Source organism: Acinetobacter lanii, from assembly GCF_011578285.1.
Classification (GTDB): domain Bacteria; phylum Pseudomonadota; class Gammaproteobacteria; order Pseudomonadales; family Moraxellaceae; genus Acinetobacter; species Acinetobacter lanii.
Map to the genome: position 1 here is coordinate 1 of NZ_CP049916.1, position 26155 is coordinate 26155.

The 26155-nt window shown below is 41.7% G+C and carries 19 protein-coding genes and 1 rRNA gene; 14 read left to right on the plus strand and 6 right to left on the minus strand.

The annotated features are described in order from the left end of the window. Nucleotides 1-100 precede the first annotated feature (100 nt). The 8 genes from dnaA (at nucleotide 101) to erpA (ending at nucleotide 10637) form a co-directional block, all read left to right on the plus strand. On the plus strand, nucleotides 101-1492 hold the full coding sequence (dnaA, locus tag G8D99_RS00005) for a chromosomal replication initiator protein DnaA (protein WP_166321421.1): 1392 nt from the start codon (nucleotides 101-103) through the stop codon (nucleotides 1490-1492). Between the two features lie 106 nt (nucleotides 1493-1598). Next, nucleotides 1599-2747, plus strand: a complete 1149-nt coding sequence (dnaN, locus tag G8D99_RS00010; protein ID WP_166321423.1) for a DNA polymerase III subunit beta — start codon at nucleotides 1599-1601, stop codon at nucleotides 2745-2747. Between the two features lie 24 nt (nucleotides 2748-2771). Then, nucleotides 2772-3854 (plus strand): DNA replication/repair protein RecF, encoded by a 1083-nt coding sequence (gene recF / locus G8D99_RS00015; RefSeq protein ID WP_166321425.1) that lies wholly within the window; start codon nucleotides 2772-2774, stop codon nucleotides 3852-3854. 51 nt (nucleotides 3855-3905) lie between these two features. Beyond that, on the plus strand, nucleotides 3906-6374 hold the full coding sequence (gene gyrB / locus G8D99_RS00020) for a DNA topoisomerase (ATP-hydrolyzing) subunit B (protein WP_166321427.1): 2469 nt from the start codon (nucleotides 3906-3908) through the stop codon (nucleotides 6372-6374). A 283-nt stretch (nucleotides 6375-6657) separates the two neighbouring features. Beyond that, entirely contained in the window at nucleotides 6658-7626 is a 969-nt protein-coding gene (locus G8D99_RS00025) for a putative solute-binding protein (RefSeq protein WP_166327412.1), read from the plus strand. Between the two features lie 169 nt (nucleotides 7627-7795). Next, the gene (locus G8D99_RS00030; RefSeq protein ID WP_166321429.1) at nucleotides 7796-8800 is read left to right on the plus strand and encodes a putative solute-binding protein; all 1005 of its coding nucleotides are present in this window, start codon (nucleotides 7796-7798) and stop codon (nucleotides 8798-8800) included. 353 nt (nucleotides 8801-9153) lie between these two features. After that, a complete protein-coding gene (locus G8D99_RS00035; RefSeq protein WP_166321431.1) occupies nucleotides 9154-10158 on the plus strand; it encodes a putative solute-binding protein in 1005 nt (334 codons plus the stop codon). Between the two features lie 143 nt (nucleotides 10159-10301). After that, a complete protein-coding gene (gene erpA / locus G8D99_RS00040) occupies nucleotides 10302-10637 on the plus strand; it encodes an iron-sulfur cluster insertion protein ErpA (RefSeq protein WP_166012813.1) in 336 nt (111 codons plus the stop codon). A gap of 110 nt (nucleotides 10638-10747) precedes the next feature. Here erpA and G8D99_RS00045 read toward each other — a convergent pair whose 3' ends face one another. Continuing rightward, nucleotides 10748-11611, minus strand: a complete 864-nt coding sequence (locus G8D99_RS00045; protein WP_166321433.1) for an alpha/beta fold hydrolase — start codon at nucleotides 11609-11611, stop codon at nucleotides 10748-10750. A gap of 782 nt (nucleotides 11612-12393) precedes the next feature. Next, complete coding sequence (locus G8D99_RS00050) at nucleotides 12394-13521, minus strand: anhydro-N-acetylmuramic acid kinase (RefSeq protein WP_166321435.1); 1128 nt, start codon at nucleotides 13519-13521, stop codon at nucleotides 12394-12396. Between the two features lie 81 nt (nucleotides 13522-13602). On the opposite strand from G8D99_RS00050, the gene tyrS reads away from it, so the two are divergent. Together tyrS and G8D99_RS00060 are read left to right on the plus strand one after the other, a co-directional pair. Beyond that, nucleotides 13603-14817 (plus strand): tyrosine--tRNA ligase, encoded by a 1215-nt coding sequence (gene tyrS / locus G8D99_RS00055; RefSeq protein ID WP_166321437.1) that lies wholly within the window; start codon nucleotides 13603-13605, stop codon nucleotides 14815-14817. A gap of 164 nt (nucleotides 14818-14981) precedes the next feature. Further along, complete coding sequence (locus G8D99_RS00060) at nucleotides 14982-16919, plus strand: ATP-binding cassette domain-containing protein (protein WP_166321439.1); 1938 nt, start codon at nucleotides 14982-14984, stop codon at nucleotides 16917-16919. Nucleotides 16920-16966: 47 nt separating this feature from the next. Here the strand turns inward: G8D99_RS00060 and G8D99_RS00065 are convergent, their stop codons facing one another. From G8D99_RS00065 to grpE, 3 genes are all read right to left on the minus strand, one after another. Further along, nucleotides 16967-17386 carry a hypothetical protein gene (locus G8D99_RS00065; protein ID WP_166321441.1) on the minus strand — a complete coding sequence of 140 codons (420 nt, stop codon included), beginning with the start codon at nucleotides 17384-17386 and terminating at the stop codon, nucleotides 16967-16969. A 113-nt stretch (nucleotides 17387-17499) separates the two neighbouring features. Next, nucleotides 17500-19443 carry a molecular chaperone DnaK gene (gene dnaK, locus G8D99_RS00070; protein WP_166321443.1) on the minus strand — a complete coding sequence of 648 codons (1944 nt, stop codon included), beginning with the start codon at nucleotides 19441-19443 and terminating at the stop codon, nucleotides 17500-17502. Between the two features lie 165 nt (nucleotides 19444-19608). Beyond that, nucleotides 19609-20157, minus strand: a complete 549-nt coding sequence (gene grpE, locus G8D99_RS00075; protein ID WP_166321445.1) for a nucleotide exchange factor GrpE — start codon at nucleotides 20155-20157, stop codon at nucleotides 19609-19611. 798 nt (nucleotides 20158-20955) lie between these two features. Here grpE and G8D99_RS00080 point away from each other — a divergent pair. Beyond that, nucleotides 20956-21213, plus strand: coding sequence for a putative periplasmic lipoprotein (locus G8D99_RS00080; protein ID WP_166321447.1), 258 nt, complete (start codon nucleotides 20956-20958; stop codon nucleotides 21211-21213). 344 nt (nucleotides 21214-21557) lie between these two features. On the opposite strand, the gene G8D99_RS00085 is transcribed toward G8D99_RS00080, so the two are convergent. Continuing rightward, nucleotides 21558-22079 (minus strand): hypothetical protein, encoded by a 522-nt coding sequence (locus G8D99_RS00085; protein WP_166321449.1) that lies wholly within the window; start codon nucleotides 22077-22079, stop codon nucleotides 21558-21560. Between the two features lie 200 nt (nucleotides 22080-22279). On the opposite strand from G8D99_RS00085, the gene G8D99_RS00090 reads away from it, so the two are divergent. The 3 genes from G8D99_RS00090 (at nucleotide 22280) to G8D99_RS00100 (ending at nucleotide 26145) form a co-directional block, all read left to right on the plus strand. Then, complete coding sequence (locus tag G8D99_RS00090; protein ID WP_166321451.1) at nucleotides 22280-23350, plus strand: alpha/beta hydrolase; 1071 nt, start codon at nucleotides 22280-22282, stop codon at nucleotides 23348-23350. Between the two features lie 319 nt (nucleotides 23351-23669). Continuing rightward, entirely contained in the window at nucleotides 23670-24182 is a 513-nt protein-coding gene (locus G8D99_RS00095) for a peptidylprolyl isomerase (protein WP_406741526.1), read from the plus strand. 425 nt (nucleotides 24183-24607) lie between these two features. Further along, a 16S ribosomal RNA gene (locus tag G8D99_RS00100) occupies nucleotides 24608-26145 on the plus strand. Nucleotides 26146-26155: the final 10 nt, after the last annotated feature.

Genomic DNA, 26155 nt, shown 5'->3' on the forward strand with positions numbered 1-26155 from the left:
AAATTATCATGACAGATGTGGATAACTTGGTTATGATGGCGACCCCCAAGATGAGTGGGGTGACTGGTTTAAATTTAAAATATGGAATAAGGGGTTTCACATGCTGTGGACGGAATGCTTAACTCGCTTGCGACAAGAGCTATCTGATAATGTCTTTGCGATGTGGATTCGTCCTTTGGTCGCGGAAGAGGTTGATGGCGTTTTAAAGCTGTATGCGCCTAATCCGTATTGGACTCGTTATATACAAGAACATCATCTCGAATTAATCACCATTTTGGCTGAACAGTTGTCCGAAGGTCGGGTTCGTAAAGTTGAAATTTTAGTGGACTCACGTCCAGGTGCGATTTTATCGGCGTCAGAACAACCGGCAACCACAACCGCTGCTTTAGAATCCAATCATTACGTTGCACCGCAGCACAAAGTTAAAAAAGACAAAGAACAAGAATTGGTCGCACCAAAAAATGCGAAAAAACGTTTACTCAATCCACTGTTTAATTTTGCATTATTTGTGGAAGGTCGTTCTAACCAAATGGCGGCAGAAACCTGTCGCAAAGTACTGACCCAATTGGGTGAATCACAGCATAATCCGCTGTTTTTGTATGGTCCTACAGGTTTAGGTAAAACCCATTTAATGCAAGCTGTAGGTAATGCATTATTGCAAGCTAAACCCAATGCTCGTGTCATGTACATGACTGCTGAGAGTTTTGTACAGGACTTTGTCAGTTCTTTGCAAAAGGGCAAAGTTGAAGAATTTAAGAAGAATTGTCGTTCACTCGATTTATTATTGGTTGATGACATTCATTTGCTAGCGGGTAAAGAAGCGAGCTTGGTCGAGTTTTTCTATACGTTTAATGCGTTATTGGATGAATCAAAACAGATCATTTTGACTTCTGACCGTTACCCAAAAGAATTGACTGAGCTTGATCCACGTCTAGTGTCTCGTTTTTCATGGGGCTTGTCGGTTGGTGTTGAGCCGCCTGATATTGAAACTCGTATTGAGATTTTGCTGAAAAAAGCGGAAAGCAATGGTATCGATTTACCACGCAACTGTGCGTTGTTTATTGCGCAACAAGTGGTGGCCAATGTTCGGGAATTGGAAGGTGCACTGAACAAAGTCGTGGCGATTTCGCGTTTTAAAGGCACCCCGATTGACTTGGAAGTGGTACGTGAGTCCCTCAAAGATGTCTTGGCCATTCGTGCACGAACCATCAGTACCGAAAATATTCAGCGTGTGGTGAGTGAATATTTCCGTATTCCACTGAAAGAATTGGTAGGTCCAAAACGTACCCGAATTTTTGCACGCCCGCGTCAAATGGCGATGGGTCTAGCCCGTGAACTCACTGGTGATAGCTTCCCAGAAATTGGCATGGCATTCGGTGGACGTGACCACAGTACCGTCATGCATGCTTGTGAAAAAGTACAAAGTTTAAGAGCTGAAGATCCGATTTTTAATGAAGATTACAAGAACTTAATGCGTCTGTTACAAAGCTAAATTTTGATTAAAATCTGGTCTTGCAATGCGGCATAATCTGCCGCATAGTACATGGCTAAACATTATTTTTACCCCTTGTGTTGTTCAGTTTTAGAGGAAATCCACTGTGCGTTTGAAAATCGCGAAAGAAAGCTTAGTTAATGTTTTATCTCATGTTGTGGGGGCTGTAGAGCGTCGCCATACATTAAACATTCTTTCAAACGTTAAAATTCAAGTGACCGAGCAAGCCTTGACCATTACCGGTTCAGACTTGGAAGTTGAATTGGTGGCAAGTACCACATTGGCTGAAGGGGCATGTCTACAGGCAGGAGAAACTACGGTTCCTGCGCGTAAGTTGGTCGATATCTGTAAATCTTTACCGAATGCAGCGTTGATTGATTTACAAATTACTGAAGATCAACGTTGTATTTTAAAATCTGGCAATAGCCGTTTTGTATTAGGCACATTACCTGCTGAAGATTATCCGCTGTTGACCACTGACAGCAGCCAAGGTACGCAAGTTCAAGTCACTGAACGTGAATTAAAACGCTTATTCGAAAAAACCTCTTTTGCGATGGCGGTTCAAGATGTGCGTTTCTATTTGACCGGCACATTGCTTGAAATTGATCAAACTCAACTTCGTGCTGTGACGACAGATGGTCACCGTTTGGCATTGTGTGAAACATTGGCATCTTCAACAGCAACCCAATTGGTTCAAGCGATTGTGCCACGTAAAGCTGTGGGTGAATTACAACGTCTACTCAGCATTGAAGACAAAGCGTTAACTTTGCTCATTGGTCGTGAATTATTAAATGTCACGCTTCAAACTGAAAGCCGTGACAAAGAACAGGGCAATATTACGGTGCGTATTACCACCAAATTGATTGATGGCAAGTTCCCAGATTACCGCCGTGTGATTCCACGTGGTGGCGACAAAATGGTCACGATTGCGCATGATGTATTTAAACAATCATTGCAACGTGTGGCGATTTTAAGTAATGAGAAATTGCGTGGGGTATTCTTAAATTTCAATGAGGATTCTTTGCAACTGCGTGCCAACAACCCTGAACAAGATGAAGCGGTTGAAGATATTGCAATTCAATACAGCAATACCCCAATGGAAATGTCATTCAATGCACAATACATTTTAGAAGTCTTGGGTGTATTGGATGGTGATGATGTATTGATGACGATGACTGAAGCCAATCAATCGGTATTGGTACAAGATCCAGCGCATCAAGATCAAACCTATGTTGTGATGCCAATGCGTGTTTAAGCATGTGTTCACACTAGATTCGCTATGCATATTTCACGTTTAAATATTCAGCGGGTTCGAAATTTAAAAACGGTTGCACTCCATGAGTTGCAGCCGTTTAACGTTTTTTATGGTCAAAATGGTTCAGGTAAAACTTCAATTTTAGAAGCCATTCATGTGCTTGCCACAGGGCGCTCTTTCCGCACCCATATGCCCAAACATTATATTCAAAATGAATGTAATGATGCTGTGGTGTTCGCTCAGTCGGCTACTGAAAAAATCGGGATGCAAAAGCTGATTTCGGGTGAGCAGTTGATTAAGGTCAATGGCGACAGTGTCGCGACGCAAGGTCAGTTGGCTAAGATCTTACCCTTACAACTGATTGATCCACTGAGTACCGATATTATTGATCATGGGGCTAAGCCTAGACGACAATTATTAGATTGGCTCATGTTTCACGTGGAACCCGAGTTTTATCATGCATGGCAGTATTATTCTCGTGCTTTAAGGCAACGCAATAGCCTGCTCAAAACGCAGCGTCATTTAAGCCTGTCAGATTTAGAACCGTGGAACAAAATGCTCAGTCAATATGGTGAGATTTTACATTCTCAGCGGGTCGAAATTGTGGAACAGTGGAAAATCTTTTTGTATGAGCTTCTGCAACAATTGCTGCCTGATCTGAAGATTGAATTGGACTATGTCGCTGGCTTTCATACTGAACAAGGATTAGCTCAGGATCTAATTCAATACCACCAAAAAGATGTGGATCGGCGTTATACCGAGTATGGCCCACACCGCGCAGATTTGCGTTTAAAGACCCCGACAGGGGATGCTGATGTGGTGTTGTCTCGAGGTCAAAAAAAATTACTGATCATGGCGTTAAAACTGTCACAGATTGCGATGCTGCATTCTTGTAATAAGGAAACTGTGGTATTATTAGATGATGTGACAGCAGAATTAGATTTAACTGCACAACGACGTTTAATTGAGCGATTGAGCCAACTTGGTAGTCAAGTTTTTATTACCACACTAGACCATGAATCTGTACAAAAGCATTTGCATGAATTGTCTATTTCCTACCAATTATTCAATGTTGAAAACGGGCAAGTTCAAGTCGTTGCGCAATGATTTTAGATTATTACCCATCTTTGGATAAACCTTTTTCACTAGGGAGAAACCATGAGTTCAGAAGATCAAGCTGCTTCTCAAACAGAACAAACCAATGAAAATACTTATGACTCCTCTAGTATCAAAGTATTACGTGGCTTAGATGCGGTTCGTAAACGCCCAGGCATGTACATTGGGGATACGGACGATGGTTCAGGTCTTCATCACATGGTGTTTGAGGTGGTCGATAACGCAATCGATGAAGCGCTTGCAGGACACTGTGATGAAATCTGTGTGACCATTCATGAAGATGAATCGGTGAGTGTTTCTGACAATGGTCGTGGTATTCCAACCGACATTCACCCTGAAGAAGGTGTGTCAGCAGCAGAAGTAATTTTAACCATTCTGCATGCCGGCGGTAAATTCGATGACAACAGCTACAAAGTGTCAGGTGGTCTACACGGTGTAGGTGTATCGGTTGTTAACGCATTATCTAAAAAATTAGAACTGACCATTCAACGTGCGGGTCATATTCACCAACAAGAATATAAACATGGTGATCCGGTTTATCCGTTGAAAGTGGTCGGTGATACAGACACCACTGGTACAACGGTTCGTTTCTGGCCAAGTGAACTGACTTTCTCGCAAACGATTTTCAATGTCGATATTTTGGCACGTCGTTTACGTGAGCTGTCATTCTTGAATGCAGGTGTTCGTATTGTATTACGTGATGAGCGTATTGCAGCAGAACACGTCTTTGACTATGAAGGCGGTTTGTCTGAGTTCGTCAAATATATTAACCAAGGCAAAACCCATCTGAATGACATTTTCCATTTTACGGTACAAGCCGACAATGGCATTGGCGTTGAAGTGGCGTTGCAGTGGAATGATACTTATCAAGAAAATGTTCGTTGCTTTACCAACAACATTCCTCAAAAAGATGGGGGTACGCATTTAGCCGGTTTCCGTGCAGCCCTAACCCGTGGTTTAAACAACTACATGGACAGCGAAAACTTGCTCAAAAAAGAGAAAGTAGCTGTTTCGGGTGATGACGCACGTGAAGGTTTAACCGCGATTGTTTCGGTAAAAGTGCCTGATCCAAAATTCTCTTCGCAAACCAAAGAAAAATTGGTCTCAAGTGAAGTGAAACCTGCGGTTGAGCAGGCGATGAATAAGTCATTCTCAGAGTACTTATTGGAAAATCCACAAGCAGCAAAATCGATTGCCGGCAAAATTATTGATGCAGCGCGTGCGCGTGATGCAGCACGTAAAGCACGTGAATTGACCCGTCGTAAAAGTGTTTTAGACATTGCAGGTCTGCCAGGTAAATTGGCAGATTGCCAAGAAAAAGATCCAGCATTGTCAGAATTATACTTAGTCGAAGGTGACTCTGCGGGCGGTTCTGCAAAACAGGGTCGTAACCGTAAGATGCAAGCGATTCTTCCATTGAAAGGTAAAATTCTGAATGTGGAACGCGCACGCTTTGACAAAATGATTTCGTCGCAAGAAGTCGGCACGCTGATTACTGCACTCGGTTGTGGTATTGGTCGTGAAGAATATAATCCAGACAAATTGCGTTATCACAAAATCATCATCATGACCGATGCCGACGTCGATGGTTCGCACATTCGTACGCTACTGTTGACGTTCTTCTTCCGTCAAATGCCTGAACTTGTGGAACGTGGTTATATTTATATCGCGCAACCACCGTTGTATAAATTGAAAAAAGGTAAACAAGAGCAGTATTTGAAAGATAATGATGCGCTTGAAACTTACCTGATTTCTAATGCGATTGATGATCTTTCATTACATGTCAGCACACATGCGCCTGCGATTCGTGGTGAATCTTTGGCAAAAGTGATTGCAGATTACCAAGTATCACAAAAGAGTTTGCATCGTTTAACCGTTCGTTATCCTGCAAGTTTGTTGGATGGTTTATTGGGTCTTGAAGCATTCAAACTTGATCAAAATCATGATGAAGCATATGTAGCAGATTGGGCAGAAAAACTTCGTTTATCGATTGCGAAATATCAACCAAGTCTACGTCCTGAAATTCACCTAGAATCGTTTGACAAAGAACATGCAGACGGCACAGTAGTGAAGCATTTCTGGCCTCGCGTGACGGTGTATGTGCATAACTTGCCGCATCAGTATTTACTTGATCAAGGTTTATTGGCTTCGGGCGAATACAAGCGTTTATTGCAAAACTCGAAGAGCTGGTTCACTTTGCTTGAAGAAGGCGCTTACCTACAAAAAGGCGATAAACGTATTAATGTGGTGACTTTTCATGACGCATGGCAACATATTTTGGCCGACTCACGTCGCGGTATGATGATCCAACGTTATAAAGGTTTGGGTGAGATGAATGCGGATCAACTTTGGGAAACCACCATGGATCCTGAAAACCGCAACATGCTCCAAGTGACCATTGATGATGCGATTGAAGCGGATCGTATGTTTGCATGCTTGATGGGCGATGATGTTGAACCACGTCGTGCCTTCATTGAAGAAAATGCGCTGAATGCGGATATCGATGCTTAAGCTGTAAAGCATTTCGATAACGACTCAAAAAAGCATCCTTCGGGATGCTTTCTTTGTCTGTATCACGCTTAAAAAATAGATGCTGAATATTAAATGAAATTAATCACTGAATGAATGTGAACTAAAGAGATTGAAAAACATTCAAAATATGTAAGAATGGGGCATAACTAAAAAACAAATAAAATATGGATTACATGCAATGATTGCACCCTTAGAAAAACCAACCAGCACTTGTTTAAATCAGAAAAAAATTAAACCCCTCATTTTTGCCAGTCTGAGCACTATGCTGTTCTCCACCTCGGTACAGGCGCAACAAAACGTCTGTATTTTTGATTTATTAGGTCGTGCAGGTGAGTCCTATAAACTGATGGAAGAATGGGCTTTGGCGGCCAAAAATTGGGGTGGTGATATTAAATTAATCGCCTATCAAAAAGAGGAACAAGCCGACAAAGATTTTAAAAATGGCAAATGTGACGCCGTCGCCATGACCACCATGCGTTCACGTGAATACAATAAATTTGCAGGTTCAATCGATGCATTGGGCGGTGTTCCAAGCAATGATATTTCCAAACGTGCCATCAGTTATGTGCTGGATGAACGTAATGCCAAACGCATGGTCAGCAGCATTAAAGGTGAAAAATATGAAGTCGCGGCGATCAGTCCTTTAGGCATCGCTTATATTTTTGTGCGTGACAAAAATATGAATACCATTGAAAAAGGCATCGGCAAAAAATTCGCTTATCTGCATTATGACATTGCACAAAAAATGGCAGTGGAACGTGTCGGTGCCGTGGGCGTTCCCTCTGATATCTCAAGCTTTGTGCGTAAATTTAACAATGGTGAAGTCGACTCCATTGCTGCGCCGGGCTATGCCTTTAAACCTTTAGAGATTTATAAAGGCTTGGGTAACAATGGTGCGATGTTTACCTTTCCGGTGGTCAATGTCACGGGGGATCTCATTATTCTTCAAGACAAATTCCCGCCTGATTTTGGTAAAAATTCGCGTGCATGGTCACTCAAACAATTGCCCAAGACCTTTAATGTCATTAAACGCATTGAAGCTGAAATTCCAGCCAAATATAAACTCAATGTCTCAGCTGAAGACAAAATTCGCTATCAAAAACTGCTGCGTGATGGACGAATTGAACTGACGCAACGGGGGATTTACGACCCCGCTATGATGCGTGTATTGAAAAAAGCCCGCTGTACGGTGGAGCGCACCAATTTTGAATGTTCACTCGATGGAGAATAAGATCATCTGTATTTAAGATTTGATAAGTCTGTAATAGGTGATTTAATAAAAGGTTTTTTTGAAACAAAAAAAATAGAGTAATAGCTCTATTTTTTTACAAATATTGTGATTAAAATGATTAAATGGACAACCGAACAATCCATAAAAAAATTGATAAAAGGATTTCGAAATGAAAAAAATGACCCTTGCGCTTATGACAGCCACTGTTGGCTTAGCCACTTCAGCACAAGCAAAAATTGATGTATGCGTATTCGATTTATTGGGTAAATCGGGTGAATCTTTCCAAATGGCGCAAGAATGGGCCTTGGCTGCAAAAGGATGGGGGGCTGATGTCAATTTGGTACCACGTCAAGATGAAGCCGTTGCGGATAATGACTTTAAAGCTGGAAAGTGTGATGCGGTGTTCATGACAGCGATGCGTGCCCGTCAATACAATAAGTTTGTGGGTTCAATTGACTCACTCGGTGGTGCACCAAGCAACGCCATTGCACAAAAAGCCATTACCTTTGCGCTAGATCCACGTAATGCAGCCAAAATGACCTCAAATTTGGGCGGCAAAAAATATGAAATCGGTGGGATTGCACCACTTGGTTCAGCATTTATTTTTGTACGTGATAAAAAAATCGATTCAATTGAAAAAGCAGCGGGTAAAAAGTTTGCTGTACTGAGCTATGACGCTGCGCAAAAAATCATGGTGCAACGCGTTGGTGCGCAAGCCGTACCTTCAGATATTTCAAACTTCGTAGCTAAGTTTAACAATGGTCAGGTGGATATGGTCGGTGCGCCTGCTTATGCCTATAAACCCTTAGAGATTTACAAAGGTTTAGGCACAAACGGTGCAATGTTCAACTTCCCGGTACTGCAAATCACAGCAGATCTAGTTGTACGTCCTGAGAAATTTCCAGCAGGCTTTGGTCAAAAATCTCGTGATTGGTTTGTGAAAAATTTGCCAAAAAGCTTTAGCATGATTGCACGTTTGGAGGGCGGTATTCCTGCCAAGTACAAACTCAATTTAACCCCTGAAGACAAATTGAAATATCAAAAATTATTACGTGAAGGGCGTATGGATCTGACCAAGCAAGGTATCTATGATCCAGCGATGATGTCCGTGTTGAAAAAAGCGCGTTGCTCTGTCGATAAGTCCAATTTTGAGTGTTCGTTGGGCGGTGAATAAGATTGATTTAGTTAAAAAAATCCTAGATTTATTCTAGGATTTTTTTTTGTTTTTTGATGTCAGATATGCCATTGTAGAAGCATAGAAAAAACGTATTCTTAATAAGAAATAAAGAATAAGATTGGCTCAAGTAAATCCTACGATTGGTTAAATTTTAAGATTTGAATCAGGCTACTTAAAAGGCTTGATCACAGTTAAGAATTTTAAAATCTGAACATGAATATACTCGATCTTATTCAATCAACAAAAAATAAAGGATTATGACGGTTGCCACCGAGTATCCGTGATTCTGACTATTGAACCTTTCAATAATTAGAAACCAACAAAACAACAATAGGTAAAAGGAAAGCACAATGAATTGGTCAAAAACACTGTTAATGTCTGCAGGCTTAATGACAGCGGTTTCTGCTGCGCAAGCCAAGCAAGTGATGTGTGTCTTCGATTTGGTCGGTAAAAACGGCGACGTTTACGCCTTAATGAAAGATTATCAGTTGGCTGCAAAACAATGGGGTGCAGATATTGAACTGAAAGTCGGTCAGAACGAAAGCGTGATTGCGGAAGACTTTAAAGCAGGCAAATGTGATGCGGTGAGTATTACCGGTATGCGTGGTCGTCAGTTTAATAACTTCACCGGTTCACTCGATGCGATTGGTGCGATCAGTAACTTAAATCTTGCAGTAAAAGTCATGCAAGGTTTAGCCAGCCCCACCTTTGCCAAATATATGAAAAATGGCAATTACGAAGTGGTGGGTGTGGTACCCGTAGGTGATGCATACTTAATGGTACGCGACCGTAATATTAATACCGTCGCTAAAGCTGCAGGGAAAAAAATTGCTGTTTTAGACTATGACCAAGCACAAAAAATTATGGTTCAGCAAATTGGTGCGCAAGCGGTGAGTGCTGATGTGACCAATTTTGGCAGTAAGTTTAACAATGGTCAGGTGGACATTATTGGTGCGCCGGCTGCGGTTTTCCGTCCTTTAGAATTGCATAAAGGATTGGGCACCACAGGTGCGATTGTGAATTATCCTATTCTACAAGTAACTGGGAATTTGATTATTCGTCCTGATAAATTCCCTGCGGGCTATGGTCAAAAATCACGTGATTGGATCAAAACCCAGTTACCCCGTGCCAATAACATTTTAGGCAAAATGAAAGCCGACATTCCGGCAAAATATTGGATGAACGTGCCTGCGGCAGACAGACCGGGTTATCAAAAGTTAATGCGTGAATCTCGCATTGCCTTGACCAAACAGGGGGTCTACAACAAGCAAATGATGAAATTATTGTGGCAATTCCGCTGTAAAAATGAACCAAGCAACTTCGAATGTAGCTTACAGGACGAGAACTATAAGTAAGTTTTTGAGTGGAAACTGTTGAATTCTGATTAAAACACTCAGAATAAACTTTAAAGTTCGAGTTATGACCATATATTGAGTATGTTATACTTCATATATGGTCTTTTTACTTTGAAGCCAATCTTATTTTTGAGGAATCCATCATGACTGCGCAAGCACTTGAGCTGACTGACAACGCTGCGAATAAAGTTCGCCAACTTCGTGATAGCGAAGGCAATCAGGATCTTATGTTACGTGTTTATGTGACAGGTGGCGGCTGTTCAGGATTTTCATACGGGTTCAACTTTGCAGAAAGCCAAAATGAAGACGATGCTGAGTTCGTAAACGGCGACGTAAAAATGCTAGTCGACTCATTGAGCTATCAATATCTTGTAGGTTCAGTCGTTGATTATGTTGAAGGTTTAGAAGGTTCACGTTTCATCGTGCAAAACCCAAATGCAACCACGACTTGTGGTTGTGGCTCTTCATTCTCAATCTAAACCAGTAATCTAGGTTGATTTGGTACCTTAAGCATCGTGATAGAACGCGTTAATAAGTTATATAATAAGAAGCCCTCATTTGAATGAGGGCTTTTTTATGTCTTCAGCATTTATGCTTTGGTTTGAATATCTTGAATAATGAGTTCAGACAATGCTTTGGCATTTTGGGCCGGAATCCAATGCGTTGCATCAAGATGAATCTCGGTATAAGGCGCATCGACATAGCTATGATTCAATGCGACACTTTTTTGCCCCACGGCTGAATCATGCTTGCCCCAAATAAATAGCGTGGGTACTTTGACTTTTTTAGTTAAATCTCTGTTGCCACTAAAGGGCAGACCACGATACCAGTTTAATGCAGTGCTTATCCGTTTGGCATCGACAATGTCTTTTTGAAAATCATGTAACTGCTGATCGGTCATGCCTGTCGATTTAAGTAGTGATAAACCCAGTTTCGGCAACTTTTCAAAGAGCATTTCTGGAATTATAGGCAGTTGAAAAAGACCCATATAATAAGATTTGAGTAATTGGTTACTGCTCAACATTGATTTTAAGAAAGCGGCTTTATGCGGAACAGAAACCGCGGTGAGATGTTTAATTTTGTCAGGATATTGAATCGCGATATCCCATGCCACGACCGCACCCCAATCATGCCCGATCAGATAGACGGGCTGTTGGATTAGATCCAATAATGCATTGACGTCTGCCACCAGCTCACTGCTTTTGTAGGCTGAACGTGCTGTGGGCTGTGCGCCTAGACTATAGCCGCGTTGATTGATGGCATAGGTTCGATAACCATGTTGATTTAAATATCGTGATGTTTCATCCCAACTGTCGGCTGTTTCTGGAAAGCCATGCAGCAATACCATCGGTTGACCCTCAAGTGGTCCTGAATCAATCACATCAAAATGAAAACCTTGGCGTTGAAATTGCGTTATACGCTGTGTCGTGAATCCTTGGACTTGGCTATTCATTGTTATATTGACCTTAATGTTGAAAACATGGCTTTTGTAAAGTTGGAATATGTTTTTATCTTAAGCTAATCGTATTCAATGAACACAGCATTACAGGTCAGACATCGATGAAATAAGGTCGTAAATTGTTAGACATGAGCGAGGAACAACAAAGCAACGCTTTGTCCGAGCGCAAGGCGAAGCAGGAATGCTGAGCAAAGAGGAACAACAAAGCAACGCTTTGTCCGAGCGCAAGGCGAAGCAGGAATGCTGAGCAAAGAGGAAAAACAAAGCAACGCTTTGTCCGAGCGCAAGGCGAAGCAGAAATGCTGAGCAAAGAGGAACAACAAAGCAACGCTTTGTCCGAGCGCAAGGCGAAGCAAGGATGCTGAGCAAAGAGGAAAAGATAAAACAACGTTTTATCCCGAGCGCAAGGCGAAGCAGGAATGCTGAGTAAAGAGGAACAACAAAGCAACGCTTTGTCCGAGCGCAAGGCGAAGCAGGAATGCTGAGTAAAGAGGAACAACAAAACAAGGTTTTGCCTAAGCGTTGGATAAAAGTGGATAATCTAATTAAAGACTGTTGAAAAGCGCTTAATTGAGTAATTTAATAATGTATGTTATTGTTTTTAAAAATAAAATTATATTGATTTATGTCTTGTATTGACTATTTATTAAACAATAATTTGAGTGTATTTTGATCTAAAATGTCGAAAGTGGATTATAAACGTGATTTATCAACAAAAATAAAAAAGTTATCCACAGCCGACCAAAGAAGAATGAGCGGCTGTATGAAATTTAAGCTTAAACTGCTGTAATTGTGCCAAGAATGCGATGACCTTGTGCACCTGTCACCTCAGGCAAATTACCACTGAGTTGCTCAACAAACCGCATCGCCAGCCATGCAAAAGCAGTACCTTCCACCCATGTTGGATCGAGTCCGAGAGCAGTCGTGGTTTGCACCGACCAGTTGTGTTTGCGTAAACGCCAACGCAATTGTTCAAGCAAATAAGAATTATAGGCACCTCCACCACAGACATAGACTTCGCCTGTATCCATCTCTGAACGATAAATCGCTTTTTTAATGGCACGTGTGGTCAGTTTAAGTAGCGTGGCTTGGACATTTTCAGGGCTGTCCTCAAGCTCATCATATTCTAAATCATTACGCCAATCCGAAATTTGCTCATCCAACCATTCGAGATTGAAGTCTTCACGACCGGTACTTTTGGGTGGTTCTTTCGAGAAAAAGTCATGCTCTTGTAGGCGTTCAAGTAAGGCACGAATCGGTTGACCATAGGCAGCCCAATTACCATTTTCATCATAAGGCTGACCGGTATAACGGTGACACCATGCATCCATTAAAATATTAGCAGGACCAGTATCGAAACCATAGACCCCTTGTGGGTTACCCGCAGGGAGCATGCTGACATTGGCAATACCACCGAGGTTGAGAATCACACGATGAATCGAATCATGTTGGAACAGTGCTTGATGGAAGGCTGGAACAAGTGGTGCACCTTGTCCGCCTGCTGCCATATCACGACGGCGGAAATCAGAGACCACTGGAATTTGTGTGATTTCAGTGATGATGTTCGGATCACCAATTTGTAGTGTGAAGCCATGCTCAGGTCGATGGCGAATGGTTTGACCATGTGAGCCAATCGCACGGATTTGTGCTTTATCTAATCCATTTTCAGCAATCAGTTGATTTATCCCATGACCAATCATTTGTGCCAAAGCCACATCGGCTTTGCCCATGCGATCAATTTCATTGTCATCCGGTAAGGTCAATGCCATGAGTTCATCGCGTAGATCAGGATCAAAAGGAAGACTTAAGGTGGCATGTATTTTTAGTGGATCAAATGAAGCAGCAACAAAATCGACGCCGTCCATGCTGGTTCCAGTCATTACGCCAATATAGATTGTTGTCATGTGAGATAGTTCGCCTGCAATCTGCTGAAAAAATGTTAGTATATCGCACAAATTGAATAACTGACGTATTTGGGTTTTGTGATGTCAAATTTCCTGCCAGCTGAAGAACAACTTGCCCTCATTAAACGAGGCACTCATGAAATTATTTCTGAGGAAGATCTGCTCAAAAAACTGAAAAAAGATCGTCCTTTGAAAATTAAAGCCGGTTTTGACCCGACTGCACCTGACTTGCATTTAGGTCACACGGTTTTGATCAATAAGCTAAAAGTGTTCCAAGACTTAGGTCATGAGGTTTATTTCTTGATTGGTGACTACACCGCAATGATCGGTGACCCAACAGGGAAGAGTGCAACACGTCCACCATTGTCTCGTGAACAAGTATTGGAAAATGCCAAAACTTATCAAGAACAAGTATTCAAAATTTTGGATCCAAACAAAACCAAAGTGGTGTTTAACTCTGAATGGTTTGCACAAAAAACTGCGGCAGATTTGATTCAGTTGGCATCACAGCAAACGGTTGCACGTATGCTCGAGCGTGATGACTTCACCAAGCGTTATAACAACCAACAACCGATTGCGATTCACGAATTTTTATACCCATTGGTACAAGGTTATGACTCTGTTGCGTTAGAAGCCGATGTTGAGTTGGGTGGTACAGACCAAACTTTCAACTTGTTGATGGGTCGTACTTTGCAAGGTCGTTATGATCAAGAAGCGCAAGTGTGTATTACCGTGCCGATTCTTGAAGGTTTAGATGGCGTCAATAAAATGTCTAAATCGTTAGGTAACTACATTGGTGTATTTGATGCTCCGGGTGCGATGTACCAAAAAGTGCTTTCAATGCCAGACAGCTTGATTGAACGTTATTTTGATTTGCTCAGCTTTAAATCAATTGAAGAAATTCAACAATTGTTGAAAGAAATCGAAGAAGGTCGTAACCCACAGGAAGTGAAGAAGATTCTTGCACTTGAGTTGGTTGAACGTTTCCATGGTGCGGAAGCTGCTGCGAATGCACATAAAGGTGCAGGGAACATTATCACTGAAGGTGAGTTGCCTGAAGGTACCCCTGAAGTGACCATTTCACGTGCCGAGTTTGGTGGTGAAATGTTTATTGCGTCAATCGTACGTGCTGCGGGCTTAACTAAAAATGCCGCACAAGCGAAAGATGCTGTTTCACGTGGAGCCGTTAAAGTGGATTGGCAAGTGGTGGATGCATCATTCTCTATCAATGAAAATAAAACGGTAATTGTGCAAGCCGGTAAAAAAGCCATTGCGCAAGTGACGTTCACTGACTAATAGCGCCTGATCCAAATTAGGTTCGAAAAAGCCATCCTTAGCGGATGGCTTTTTTTATTGCGCAAAGTGACATTGATGATTTTTTAATATCTTTGATTATTTTTGGTTGTTGTCATCAGAATCATTTAAAATGCGCCATCCAAGACGCAAACAGTTAAATATTCATGATTCAGTTAGACCAACTTACGATTCGACGCAGTGGACGTATTTTATTTGAAAAAGCATCTATGCAATTGCATCCAGGTTGGAAAATTGGTCTAACCGGGGTCAATGGTGCCGGTAAATCCACACTGTTTTCTGCGCTACTCGGTGGCATGGAATCTGATGGTGGTTCATTGACACGTCCTGCTGTCTGGACTGTGGCACACATGGCGCAAGAAATCAAAGCGCTGGATATGAAAGCGATTGATTTCGTTTTGTCGGGTGATGAAGAGTATTGGGATATTCAGCATAAACTGGATCATCCTGATCAATTGTCGAATGATGAATTAGCACATTTGTATGGTCGTTTTGATGAAATTAATGGCTATTCAGCGGCATCCAAAGCATCACAATTGATGGCCGGTTTGGGTTTCTTTGAGCATCAGTCTGAACTGAGTGTTTCAAGTTTCTCAGGGGGTTGGCGTATGCGTCTGAACTTGGCGCGTACCTTGATGAGCCGTTCAGATCTATTACTCCTCGACGAACCGACCAACCATTTAGACTTAGATGCAATTCTATGGTTAGAAGATTGGCTCAAAGCCTATGAAGGGACATTAGTTCTAATTTCACATGACCGTGATTTCTTAGATGCAATTACCGATCATATTCTCCATATTGAAAATCGTGAATTGACCTTATATACAGGCAACTATTCGACTTTTGAACGCACCCGTAGTGAACGTTTAGCACAGCAACAACAAGCCTATGAAAAGCAATTAGAAACCCGTGCGCATCTACAAAAATATATCGACCGATTCAAAGCACAAGCAACCAAAGCCAAACAAGCACAAAGCCGTATTAAACAGCTTGAGCGTATGCAGGAATTATCTGCTGCACATGTCGATACGCCGTTTACCTTTAGTTTCCGTGAACCAACGAAGATGAGTTCACCATTGCTACAGCTTGAACATGCTGATATTGGCTATGGCGACAAACTGATTGTGACCAATGTAAACCTACAAATTACCCCGACCAGCCGTATTGGTTTACTCGGGATGAATGGTGCAGGTAAATCGACACTGATTAAATCATTGGTGGGTGATTTGGAATTGCTTAAAGGTCAACGCAAAGATTCTGAACTGTTAAATATCGGTTACTTTGCACAGCATCAAATGGATGCTTTGGACGGCAATGCCAGCCCGATGTTGCAGTTAGCCCGTATCGCCGATAAGAAAATCAGTGAAGCAAGTTTACGTTCATTCTTAGGTAGTTTTGGTTTTTCTGGCGAACGTATGGATACCCCAAGTGAGAGCTTCTCAGGTGGTGAACGTGCACGTTTAGCTTTGGCTTTAATCGTATGGCAACGTCCAAACGTTTTGATTCTAGATGAGCCGACCAACCATTTAGACTTGGATATGCGTCATGCACTCACGATGGCCCTTCAAGACTATGAAGGCGCAGTGGTGTTGGTATCGCATGAGCGTCAATTGGTGGCGAGTGTCTGTGATGAATTGATCTTAGTGCATGGTGGTGTGAGCCGTGAGTTTGAAGGTGACTTGGTTGCCTATGCAGACTGGTTACGCCAAGCCCGTATTGAAATGATGAAAAATGGTCAAAAGCCTGCAGCTCCTGTGAGGTCTCAAGTGGTGGATAAACCTGTCGCTTCAAAAGGGGATAAAGAAGCACAGCGTAAAGAAGCTGCACGTCGCCGTGAACTCAGCCGTCCTGTACGTAAGAATATTGAAAAATTGGAAGCTGAAATTTCTAAGATTCAACCTCGCTTAGCGCAGATCGAAGAAGCGTTGGCAGACACAGCTTTATACGATGCTTCACGTAAAGATGATTTGTTGAAACTCATGAATGAACAAACTGAGCTAAAAGGCAAGTTAGAGCAAGCAGAAGAAAAAATGCTTGAACTGATGATGGAACTCGAAGAGTTAGAAAGTTCGTTTGATGAGTAATGAGTGATAAAAAAGTCCAATTTAGATTGGGCTTTTTTTATGCTTTATTATTTTTGATCATTAAACAGCGGTTTATACAATTGAGGCATGATTAAAATCATCAATAACATACCAGAACAGATATAAGCGAGATCATTAAAGAGCGCCGCAGAACTGGTCATATAGAACCACTGCATATAAGGCATAAAATATATAAGAAAAGAGGGAATAATCGTAAAGAGATAAGCTTTTCTTGCCCATTCTTTTCGCAGAAGAAGTCCTATGACAATAATCAAAAGAATCATTCCAACAATCAGCATCACTGATATTTCCCACATCTGCGGTTCAATATAGAGGGTTTCATCAAGCAGTTTTAATTCAGGATGATTGCTCAGCATATCGATGCCACCAGCAATGAAAGGTAAGATAAATTGCAAGATAATCAACGCATAATAAATCGATAAGGGAATAGTGGTTTTGTTATTCATGAGGATGTATTTCTTATCATTCTAAAATACAGATTATAAGATTTTAAGCAAAAAAAACCGCGCTTTCGCGCGGTCTTTTTGTTAACTCTTTTGAGTTGAATTAAAGTGACAAATTATTTTTTGTCATCTTTAACTTCAGTGAACTCAGCATCTACAACGCCATCATCCGCTTTCTTCGCTTGACCCGCATCGCCACCTTGGAATGCATTTGGATCAAAACCTTCAGCACCACCTTGACCTTGAGCAGCTTCGTAAGCACGTTGGCTGATCGGCATGATGATATTTTGAAGCGCTTCAGTTTTCGCTTTGATTGCATCTACATCATTCTCTTTTGTAGAAGCTTCAAGTTCAGAAACTGCAGTTTCAATCGCAGATTTTTCATCAGCAGTCACTTGCTCGCCAAGATCTTTCACTGCTTTATTTGCAGAAGCAACTAAAGCATCCGCTTCGTTACGTGCTTTTGCAAGCTCTTCAAACTTACGATCTTCTTCAGCATTCGCTTCAGCATCTTTAATCATCGCTTCAATTTCAGCATCGCTCAAACCAGAGTTTGCTTTAATTTGAATTGATTGCTCTTTACCCGTGCTCTTGTCTTTTGCAGATACTTTCAAGATACCATCAGCGTTGATGTCGAAAGACACTTCAATTTGTGGCACACCACGTGGAGCAGGTGGGATATCGCCCAATTGGAAGTTACCGAGCAATTTGTTTTGCTGTGCCATTTTACGTTCACCTTGGAACACAGAAATGTCTACAGCAGGTTGGTTGTCCGCAGCAGTTGAGAACACTTGAGATTTCTTCGCAGGAATCGTGGTGTTTTTCTCAATGATTGCTGTTAACACGCCACCCATAGTTTCGATACCAAGAGTAAGCGGAGTAACGTCAAGAAGAAGTACGTCAGTTTTGTCACCTGAAAGTACCGCACCTTGAATCGCAGCACCCATTGCTACAGCTTCGTCTGGGTTCACGTCTTTACGTGGCTCACGACCGAAGAACTCTTGTACTTTTTGTTGTACAAGTGGCATACGAGACTGACCACCCACAAGAATTACGTCAGAGATGTCAGAAGTCGAAAGACCTGCATCTTTAAGTGCAATCTTACATGGCTCAATCGTACGCGCAACCAAGTCAGCAACCAAACCTTCAAGTTTAGAGCGAGTTACGTTGATCACTAAGTGTTTAGGACCAGTCGCATCTGCTGTGATATATGGCAGGTTGATTTCAGTTGCGTTTGAAGAAGAAAGCTCGATTTTTGCTTTTTCAGCCGCTTCTTTTAAACGTTGTAACGCAAGTGGATCTTGTTTCAAGTTTACGCTTTGCTCTTTCTTGAATTCTTCAACTAAGTATTCAATTAAAGCGTTATCGAAGTCTTCACCACCTAGGAATGTATCACCGTTGGTAGACAATACTTCGATTTGTTGGTCGCCATCAAGGTCAGCGATTTCGATGATTGATACGTCGAACGTACCACCACCCAAGTCGTATACAGCAACTTTACGGTCGCCTTCTTTTTTGTCCATACCGAACGCAAGCGCAGCAGCAGTTGGTTCGTTGATGATACGTTTAACTTCTAAACCTGCGATTTTACCCGCATCTTTCGTTGCTTGACGTTGCGCATCGTTGAAGTAAGCAGGAACAGTAATAACAGCTTCTGTTACTGTTTCACCTAAGTAGTCTTCTGCAGTTTTCTTCATCTTTTTCAAGATTTCAGCAGAGATTTGTTGTGGCGCAAGTTTTTTATCGTTTACATCAACCCAAGCATCGCCATTGTCTGCTTTGATGATTTTGTATGGGACAAGACCGATATCTTTTTGAACGGCTTGATCTTGGTACTTACGACCGATCAAACGTTTGATCGCGAACAATGTGTTTTTAGGATTGGTTACTGCTTGACGTTTAGCAGATTGACCCACAAGGATCTCGCCATCTTTGTACGCAATAATAGACGGCGTTGTACGCGCGCCTTCAGCGTTGTCGATTACTTTAACTTTGTCGCCTTCAAGTACTGCTACACAAGAGTTTGTAGTACCTAAGTCAATACCAATGATTTTAGCCATTTGGATGTTTCCTCAAAAATATTTTTGCAATTGTTTATGCTTGTTATCCGATATGAGAGCCAATGATTTTTTTTCAAGTAAAATATTTAAAAAAATTTCACAAACTCTCGAAATACTTACATTTTGAGCCAATTCAGCGCGATTGAATCGCACTCAAACTTTAAATTATTGACCAACCATCACCATGGCAGGGCGGAGTAAACGACCTGCAAGGGTATAACCTTTTTGCAACACCACACCAATTTCACCCGCTTTCGCATCTGGAGAAATACCCACAGCTTGATGAAGGTCTGCGTTAAAACCATTTGCAGTATCGACTGCCACCACACCAAATTTTTCTAAAGTGGTCAGCAATGATTTAAGCGTCAGTTCTACACCTTCAGACAATGGTGTTTTCTCTTCGCCTGCCGCTTGTAGTGCACGTTCCAAATTATCGACAGAATCGAGTAATTCTTTGGCAAATTTCTCTAAAGCAAATTTTTTCGCAGTATCTGCTTCACGTTCTAAACGTTCTTTGGTTTTTTCAGCTTCGTATTTTGCATTGGCAGCAACGGCTTTTTCATATTTAAGACTTTCAGACAAATTCACGATTTGCGCCTGAAGATCTTCAACTGTCACTTCAGCTTGTTCTGTTTCAGCTTGCGCATTTTCGACTTGTGCTTCAGCTTGTTCAGATTGAAGGTCTTGAGTTTGTTCGTTCTGATCATTTGTCATGGAAGATCTCCGTTTAAATGGGTTTTTAAACATGTACAGTCCTTGGGGCGTCAGGGTTAACCGCGTTAATACTGAACTGCCATGAGTGTTTAATTTGTCAATACACAAGAAATGTGGGCGAGCAGAGAAAATTCAAGCTTAAAATCAGTTTATTTCGTCAATTTTAATGAGCTTTTATAAAGCGATACAAAATGACATAAACCAGAGCAACTGTTTTAGTTACATAAAAAAACATAAGGAGTAGAAAAGTGAACGGCATGAAAGTGTGAATTGGTTCTCAAATTGTGGCATAATTACCCTAAGTTATAGATATTTATATAAAAAAAATATTAAATCATATAAATGAAATCTTTCAGTATTATTTTTATCCGCTGTATTATCTTTAACCAGATACTCACGCTGTAGTTTCTATTTATTTTTTAGCTTATGCTTTTTCATAGCTCGTCCAACCTCCTTGGATGAGCTTTTTTTTGTCTTTTTTTCAGTCTAAAGACTCATTTTACATTGTAAATTTATAGTCCATAAATATTACCAATGTTATTTTTAAAGCCATATTTTAACTAAGATATGGCTTGAATTTTCTGATATTTTAAATAAAAAAACCCATAAAAATATAGCCTTAATTTTAAATTTTTAAAAAATATCAGCTTCGAGATCAGTTTTACTAGGTTTTTCAGAACTACAACCTGAACACGTTAAAACCCTAACCAACGACATACGTAGAATTTTAAAAATTTAGGAATGATAGTCACACGAAGTTAAATCTGATTTCGTTATTTCAAATAAAGGAATACCTCTATGAAAAAATTAGGTCTGTTATCACTTATTTTAGCTGGTGCAAGTTTAACAATGGTGGGTTGTGAGTCGACCAAGTCAACTGAGACTGCACAAAGTTCACAACAAGTGGGTCAAGAAAGTGCGATCGCACAATCTGCGACAGTAGATGCCGATGTGCAATCAGGGGCAGCTGTGCAAGCTGATCCAACTTTACAACAAGCAGAACCCGTTCAAGTCAGCCCAGTGACTGATGCACCATCGGCTGAAGCACCTCAATAAGATTTGGTTTTGATCCATTGAATTGAAGATTAAAGAGAGTCGTCTGCTGAGTTGAATACAGTAGTCTCTTAGTACAGAGACATCTCAGAATAGTCAGAATAGACAGTAGCTTGGATGCCGCTACTGTCTATTTTTTTAGATGTACGATGATTTGGTTGTTCAGCGCTCAATCTGCAAACCTCATGCTGACATATACTCGTTTATATTCAGTATGTCAGTCAAAGGTAGATCAATCTGTCATATAGAAGCTATTTTATAGATGTAGTTAAATTATAAAAGTTAAATGCATTAAAAAAGCCTAGACATCGGGCTAGGCTTTTATACTCGACAGAGGAGTGATCGAATTAATCTTTTTTATGATCTCGGTTATCTTTACGACGGTTATCATTTTTTCGATCTTTGTTTTGCTCAAAACGTTTTTGATCACGATTTTCATGCGGTTGCGCACGGTCGCCGTTGTTGTGAATACGGTTGCGGTTTTGATCTTGGCGTTTTTGCAATTCTTGTTTACGACGTTCCAATTGCTGACGTTGATTCTGCGAATGATTGGCTTGATTACGACGAATTTCTTGTAAGCGTCGCTCTTGATCACGACGCGCATCATTCTGACGTTCCGCACGCTGACGGTTTAAGTCACGTTGACGACGTTCATTTTCAAGACGCTGTTGTTGTAAACGTTGTGCACGTTCACGTTCCCAACGCTGACGTTCGTATTGATTGTTACGGTCATAGCGGCGATCATAACGATCATCATAGCCACCATAATAACCACCATTGTTGTAGTAGCCACCATCTTCAGGGAAAGCAACACATCCGACGGCTAAAAATGCGGTTGCCAAGGAGACAAAAATAACTTTAATGGACATAGCGCTCACCTTTCCGATTCGATGATCATCAATTACAAAAAAAATGCTGAGAAATACCTAAATAGTCAATGACAAGACTGCTAGAGTCAGATTAGCGTATCTAAGTTTTGTATTTGTATATCGATTACTAGACTTGTTTAACAATATGGTCAGTCTAAACCTTGATCATGTAGAGAATATGAAGACTGAGGTAGGGAAGCATGGGTGTATTGAATCAAAAGCTACAACAATTATCAGAAAATGGGCAGGGTTCTGCTGGACGTGCATTGGATCGATTGCCGAACTTGGTACAGAATTCATTGGCCAAAGCTTTAGGCTATCCGTATGACTATCCAGCATTGGACAGCTTCACCAAATGTTTAATGGCAGCTCAACTGAAACAAGGCAAATCTGGCTTTATCGGTGCCGATGTAGAACGGTCTCGTCAAGCCTTTGAAACTCAGATTCGATCAATCACACATAAGTCTACCCATGTGCAGCGGGTTGAAGATATTCGACTACCGTTACAAAGTGGCAGTATCTTGGCAAGACATTACCATCCAGCACCTCATAAAAAGTTACCGATGATCGTGTTCTATCATGGTGGCGGCTTTGTGGTGGGCAGTATTGATACCCATGACGAAGTCTGTCGTTTGATTGCGGTGCATGCTAAAGCTCAAGTCATCAGCGTCGAATATCCCTTAGCACCAGAAGTGGCACCACAACAACTGATTCAATCTTGTGAAGATGCCTTGGCATGGGTCTATCAGAACCGTCGCCAATTTAAAATCTTAAAAAATCGAATTGCCGTAGCCGGGGACAGTGCAGGCGGCAATATCAGTGCGGTACTTGCCCAACGTACAGCCAATGCCAATTATGCACCTCAAGCACAATGGTTGATTTATCCTGCTGTAGATTTCAAAAGTCGTCATCCATCTTTCTTTGCCTATAAAGAGGGTTTAGTACTGACCTCAAGCGATATCGATCATGTTACTGACTATTATGTTACCCGCCATCAAATGGCGTTGGATGATCCCTTGATTTCACCGATCAATGGACAGTTTAAAAAACTGGCTCCAGCTTATGTGATTACCGCAGGGCATGATGTATTGCATGATGAAGGTAAAATCTATGCCAACAAATTGCGTCAGCATGGCTCAAAAGTCTATTACCAAGACTATGAAGACCAAACCCATGGGTTTATCAATCTGACTTTGGTATCGAGCAAAGCTAAAAAGAATGTGATTGAAATGAGCAAATCTTTCCGAAAATTTTGGGATAAAGTCAGTTAATCTTTTAATAAGCCAAAGCCAGTATCGATGCTGGCTTTTTTATTGGATTGAAGAAAACACTTTTATACTGATAGAGCGTGTCTTTATATCAGTATAAAAAGCATCAGGATCAACCTAAGCTCGATCAAGAAGATCGACATAAACATCACGAATTAGCTTAATTTCTACATCTATTCAACAGAGTGATCTTTTAAGATCAATACATCTCAATACAATATTGTACTTTGAGTTCCTAAATACTCAATTTCACTGACTTAGGATATAGACAATGAAACACTATGCACTTGGACTGGTTCTCACAGTCGCGGCGGCAAATGTGATGGCAGCCAATACGCAAATGCAGATTCAAACTACTATGGGCAACATCGATATTGAATTGTTTGATGACAAAGCACCGGTATCGGCTAAAAACTTTAAAAGCTATGTCAAAGACAACTTCTATAATGGCACCATCTTTCATCGCGTGATTCCAGGTTTCATGGTTCAAGGCGGTGGCATGGATAGCCGAATGATTGAGAAGCAGACTAAAGCACCTATTATTAATGAAGCCAGCAATGGTTTGAAAAATGATATCGGTACTTTGGCTATGGCACGCACCAATGATCCAAACTCTGCAAGCAGTCAGTTCTTTATTAATGTGGCGAACAATGACTTTTTAAATAAAGCACCGGGTAATCCGGGTTATGCTGTGTTTGGGAAGGTCACAAAAGGTATGGATATCGTGAATAAGATCGTGAAAGTTCCAACAGGAAACTATGGTATGCATCAAAATGTGCCGAATCAGCCGATCAAAATCACCAAAGTGATGATTAAACCAACAACAGCAAAATAAAACTAAGAAATAAAGCAGAAATATTTTATTCATATTTCTGCTTTAATATTATAGGTTTAAGTGAAAAATAACACTAAAATGACCCATTTTGGTGCGCAAAAATAGAACACTCATAAAAACAATCAGTTAAAAGCACTTGCGTCTGTACGAAATTGCCCTATAATGAGCTCATCCCGACGCGATACAGCAAACGAACTTAGCTGAACAGGTTAAGTTGTTAGATGTTTTGCGTTGAACTTGTCTCTGACGAAGAGCAAGAAGATCATTAAGAGATTATGAAGAACAACTTGTGTGGATTTTTACTGGTTGATTGATCGAAATTATTTTCATTGATTGATGGTAGAAATTACTCGAAGTTTATTTGAGAAATATTTGTCAGAAAATTGATGAGCCAAGATTGGTGTCCTTTAGGCACTACTGATTTTAAACTGAAGAGTTTGATCATGGCTCAGATTGAACGCTGGCGGCAGGCTTAACACATGCAAGTCGAGCGGATGAAAGTAGCTTGCTACTGGATTCAGCGGCGGACGGGTGAGTAATGCTTAGGAATCTGCCCATTAATGGGGGACAACAGTTGGAAACGACTGCTAATACCGCATACGCCCTACGGGGGAAAGCAGGGGATCTTCGGACCTTGCGTTAATGGATGAGCCTAAGTCGGATTAGCTAGTTGGTGGGGTAAAGGCCTACCAAGGCGACGATCTGTAGCGGGTCTGAGAGGATGATCCGCCACACTGGGACTGAGACACGGCCCAGACTCCTACGGGAGGCAGCAGTGGGGAATATTGGACAATGGGGGCAACCCTGATCCAGCCATGCCGCGTGTGTGAAGAAGGCCTTTTGGTTGTAAAGCACTTTAAGCGAGGAGGAGGCTACTTTGGTTAATACCCAGAGATAGTGGACGTTACTCGCAGAATAAGCACCGGCTAACTCTGTGCCAGCAGCCGCGGTAATACAGAGGGTGCGAGCGTTAATCGGATTTACTGGGCGTAAAGCGTGCGTAGGTGGCCAATTAAGTCAAATGTGAAATCCCCGAGCTTAACTTGGGAATTGCATTCGATACTGGTTGGCTAGAGTATGGGAGAGGATGGTAGAATTCCAGGTGTAGCGGTGAAATGCGTAGAGATCTGGAGGAATACCGATGGCGAAGGCAGCCATCTGGCCTAATACTGACACTGAGGTACGAAAGCATGGGGAGCAAACAGGATTAGATACCCTGGTAGTCCATGCCGTAAACGATGTCTACTAGCCGTTGGGGTCTTTGAGACTTTAGTGGCGCAGCTAACGCGATAAGTAGACCGCCTGGGGAGTACGGTCGCAAGACTAAAACTCAAATGAATTGACGGGGGCCCGCACAAGCGGTGGAGCATGTGGTTTAATTCGATGCAACGCGAAGAACCTTACCTGGTCTTGACATACAGAGAACTTTCCAGAGATGGATTGGTGCCTTCGGGAACTCTGATACAGGTGCTGCATGGCTGTCGTCAGCTCGTGTCGTGAGATGTTGGGTTAAGTCCCGCAACGAGCGCAACCCTTTTCCTTATTTGCCAGCGGGTTAAGCCGGGAACTTTAAGGATACTGCCAGTGACAAACTGGAGGAAGGCGGGGACGACGTCAAGTCATCATGGCCCTTACGACCAGGGCTACACACGTGCTACAATGGTCGGTACAAAGGGTTGCTACCTAGCGATAGGATGCTAATCTCAAAAAGCCGATCGTAGTCCGGATTGGAGTCTGCAACTCGACTCCATGAAGTCGGAATCGCTAGTAATCGCGGATCAGAATGCCGCGGTGAATACGTTCCCGGGCCTTGTACACACCGCCCGTCACACCATGGGAGTTTGTTGCACCAGAAGTAGGTAGTCTAACCGCAAGGAGGACGCTTACCACGGTGTGGCCGATGACTGGGGTGAAGTCGTAACAAGGTAGCCGTAGGGGAACCTGCGGCTGGATCACCTCCTTAACGAAAGATT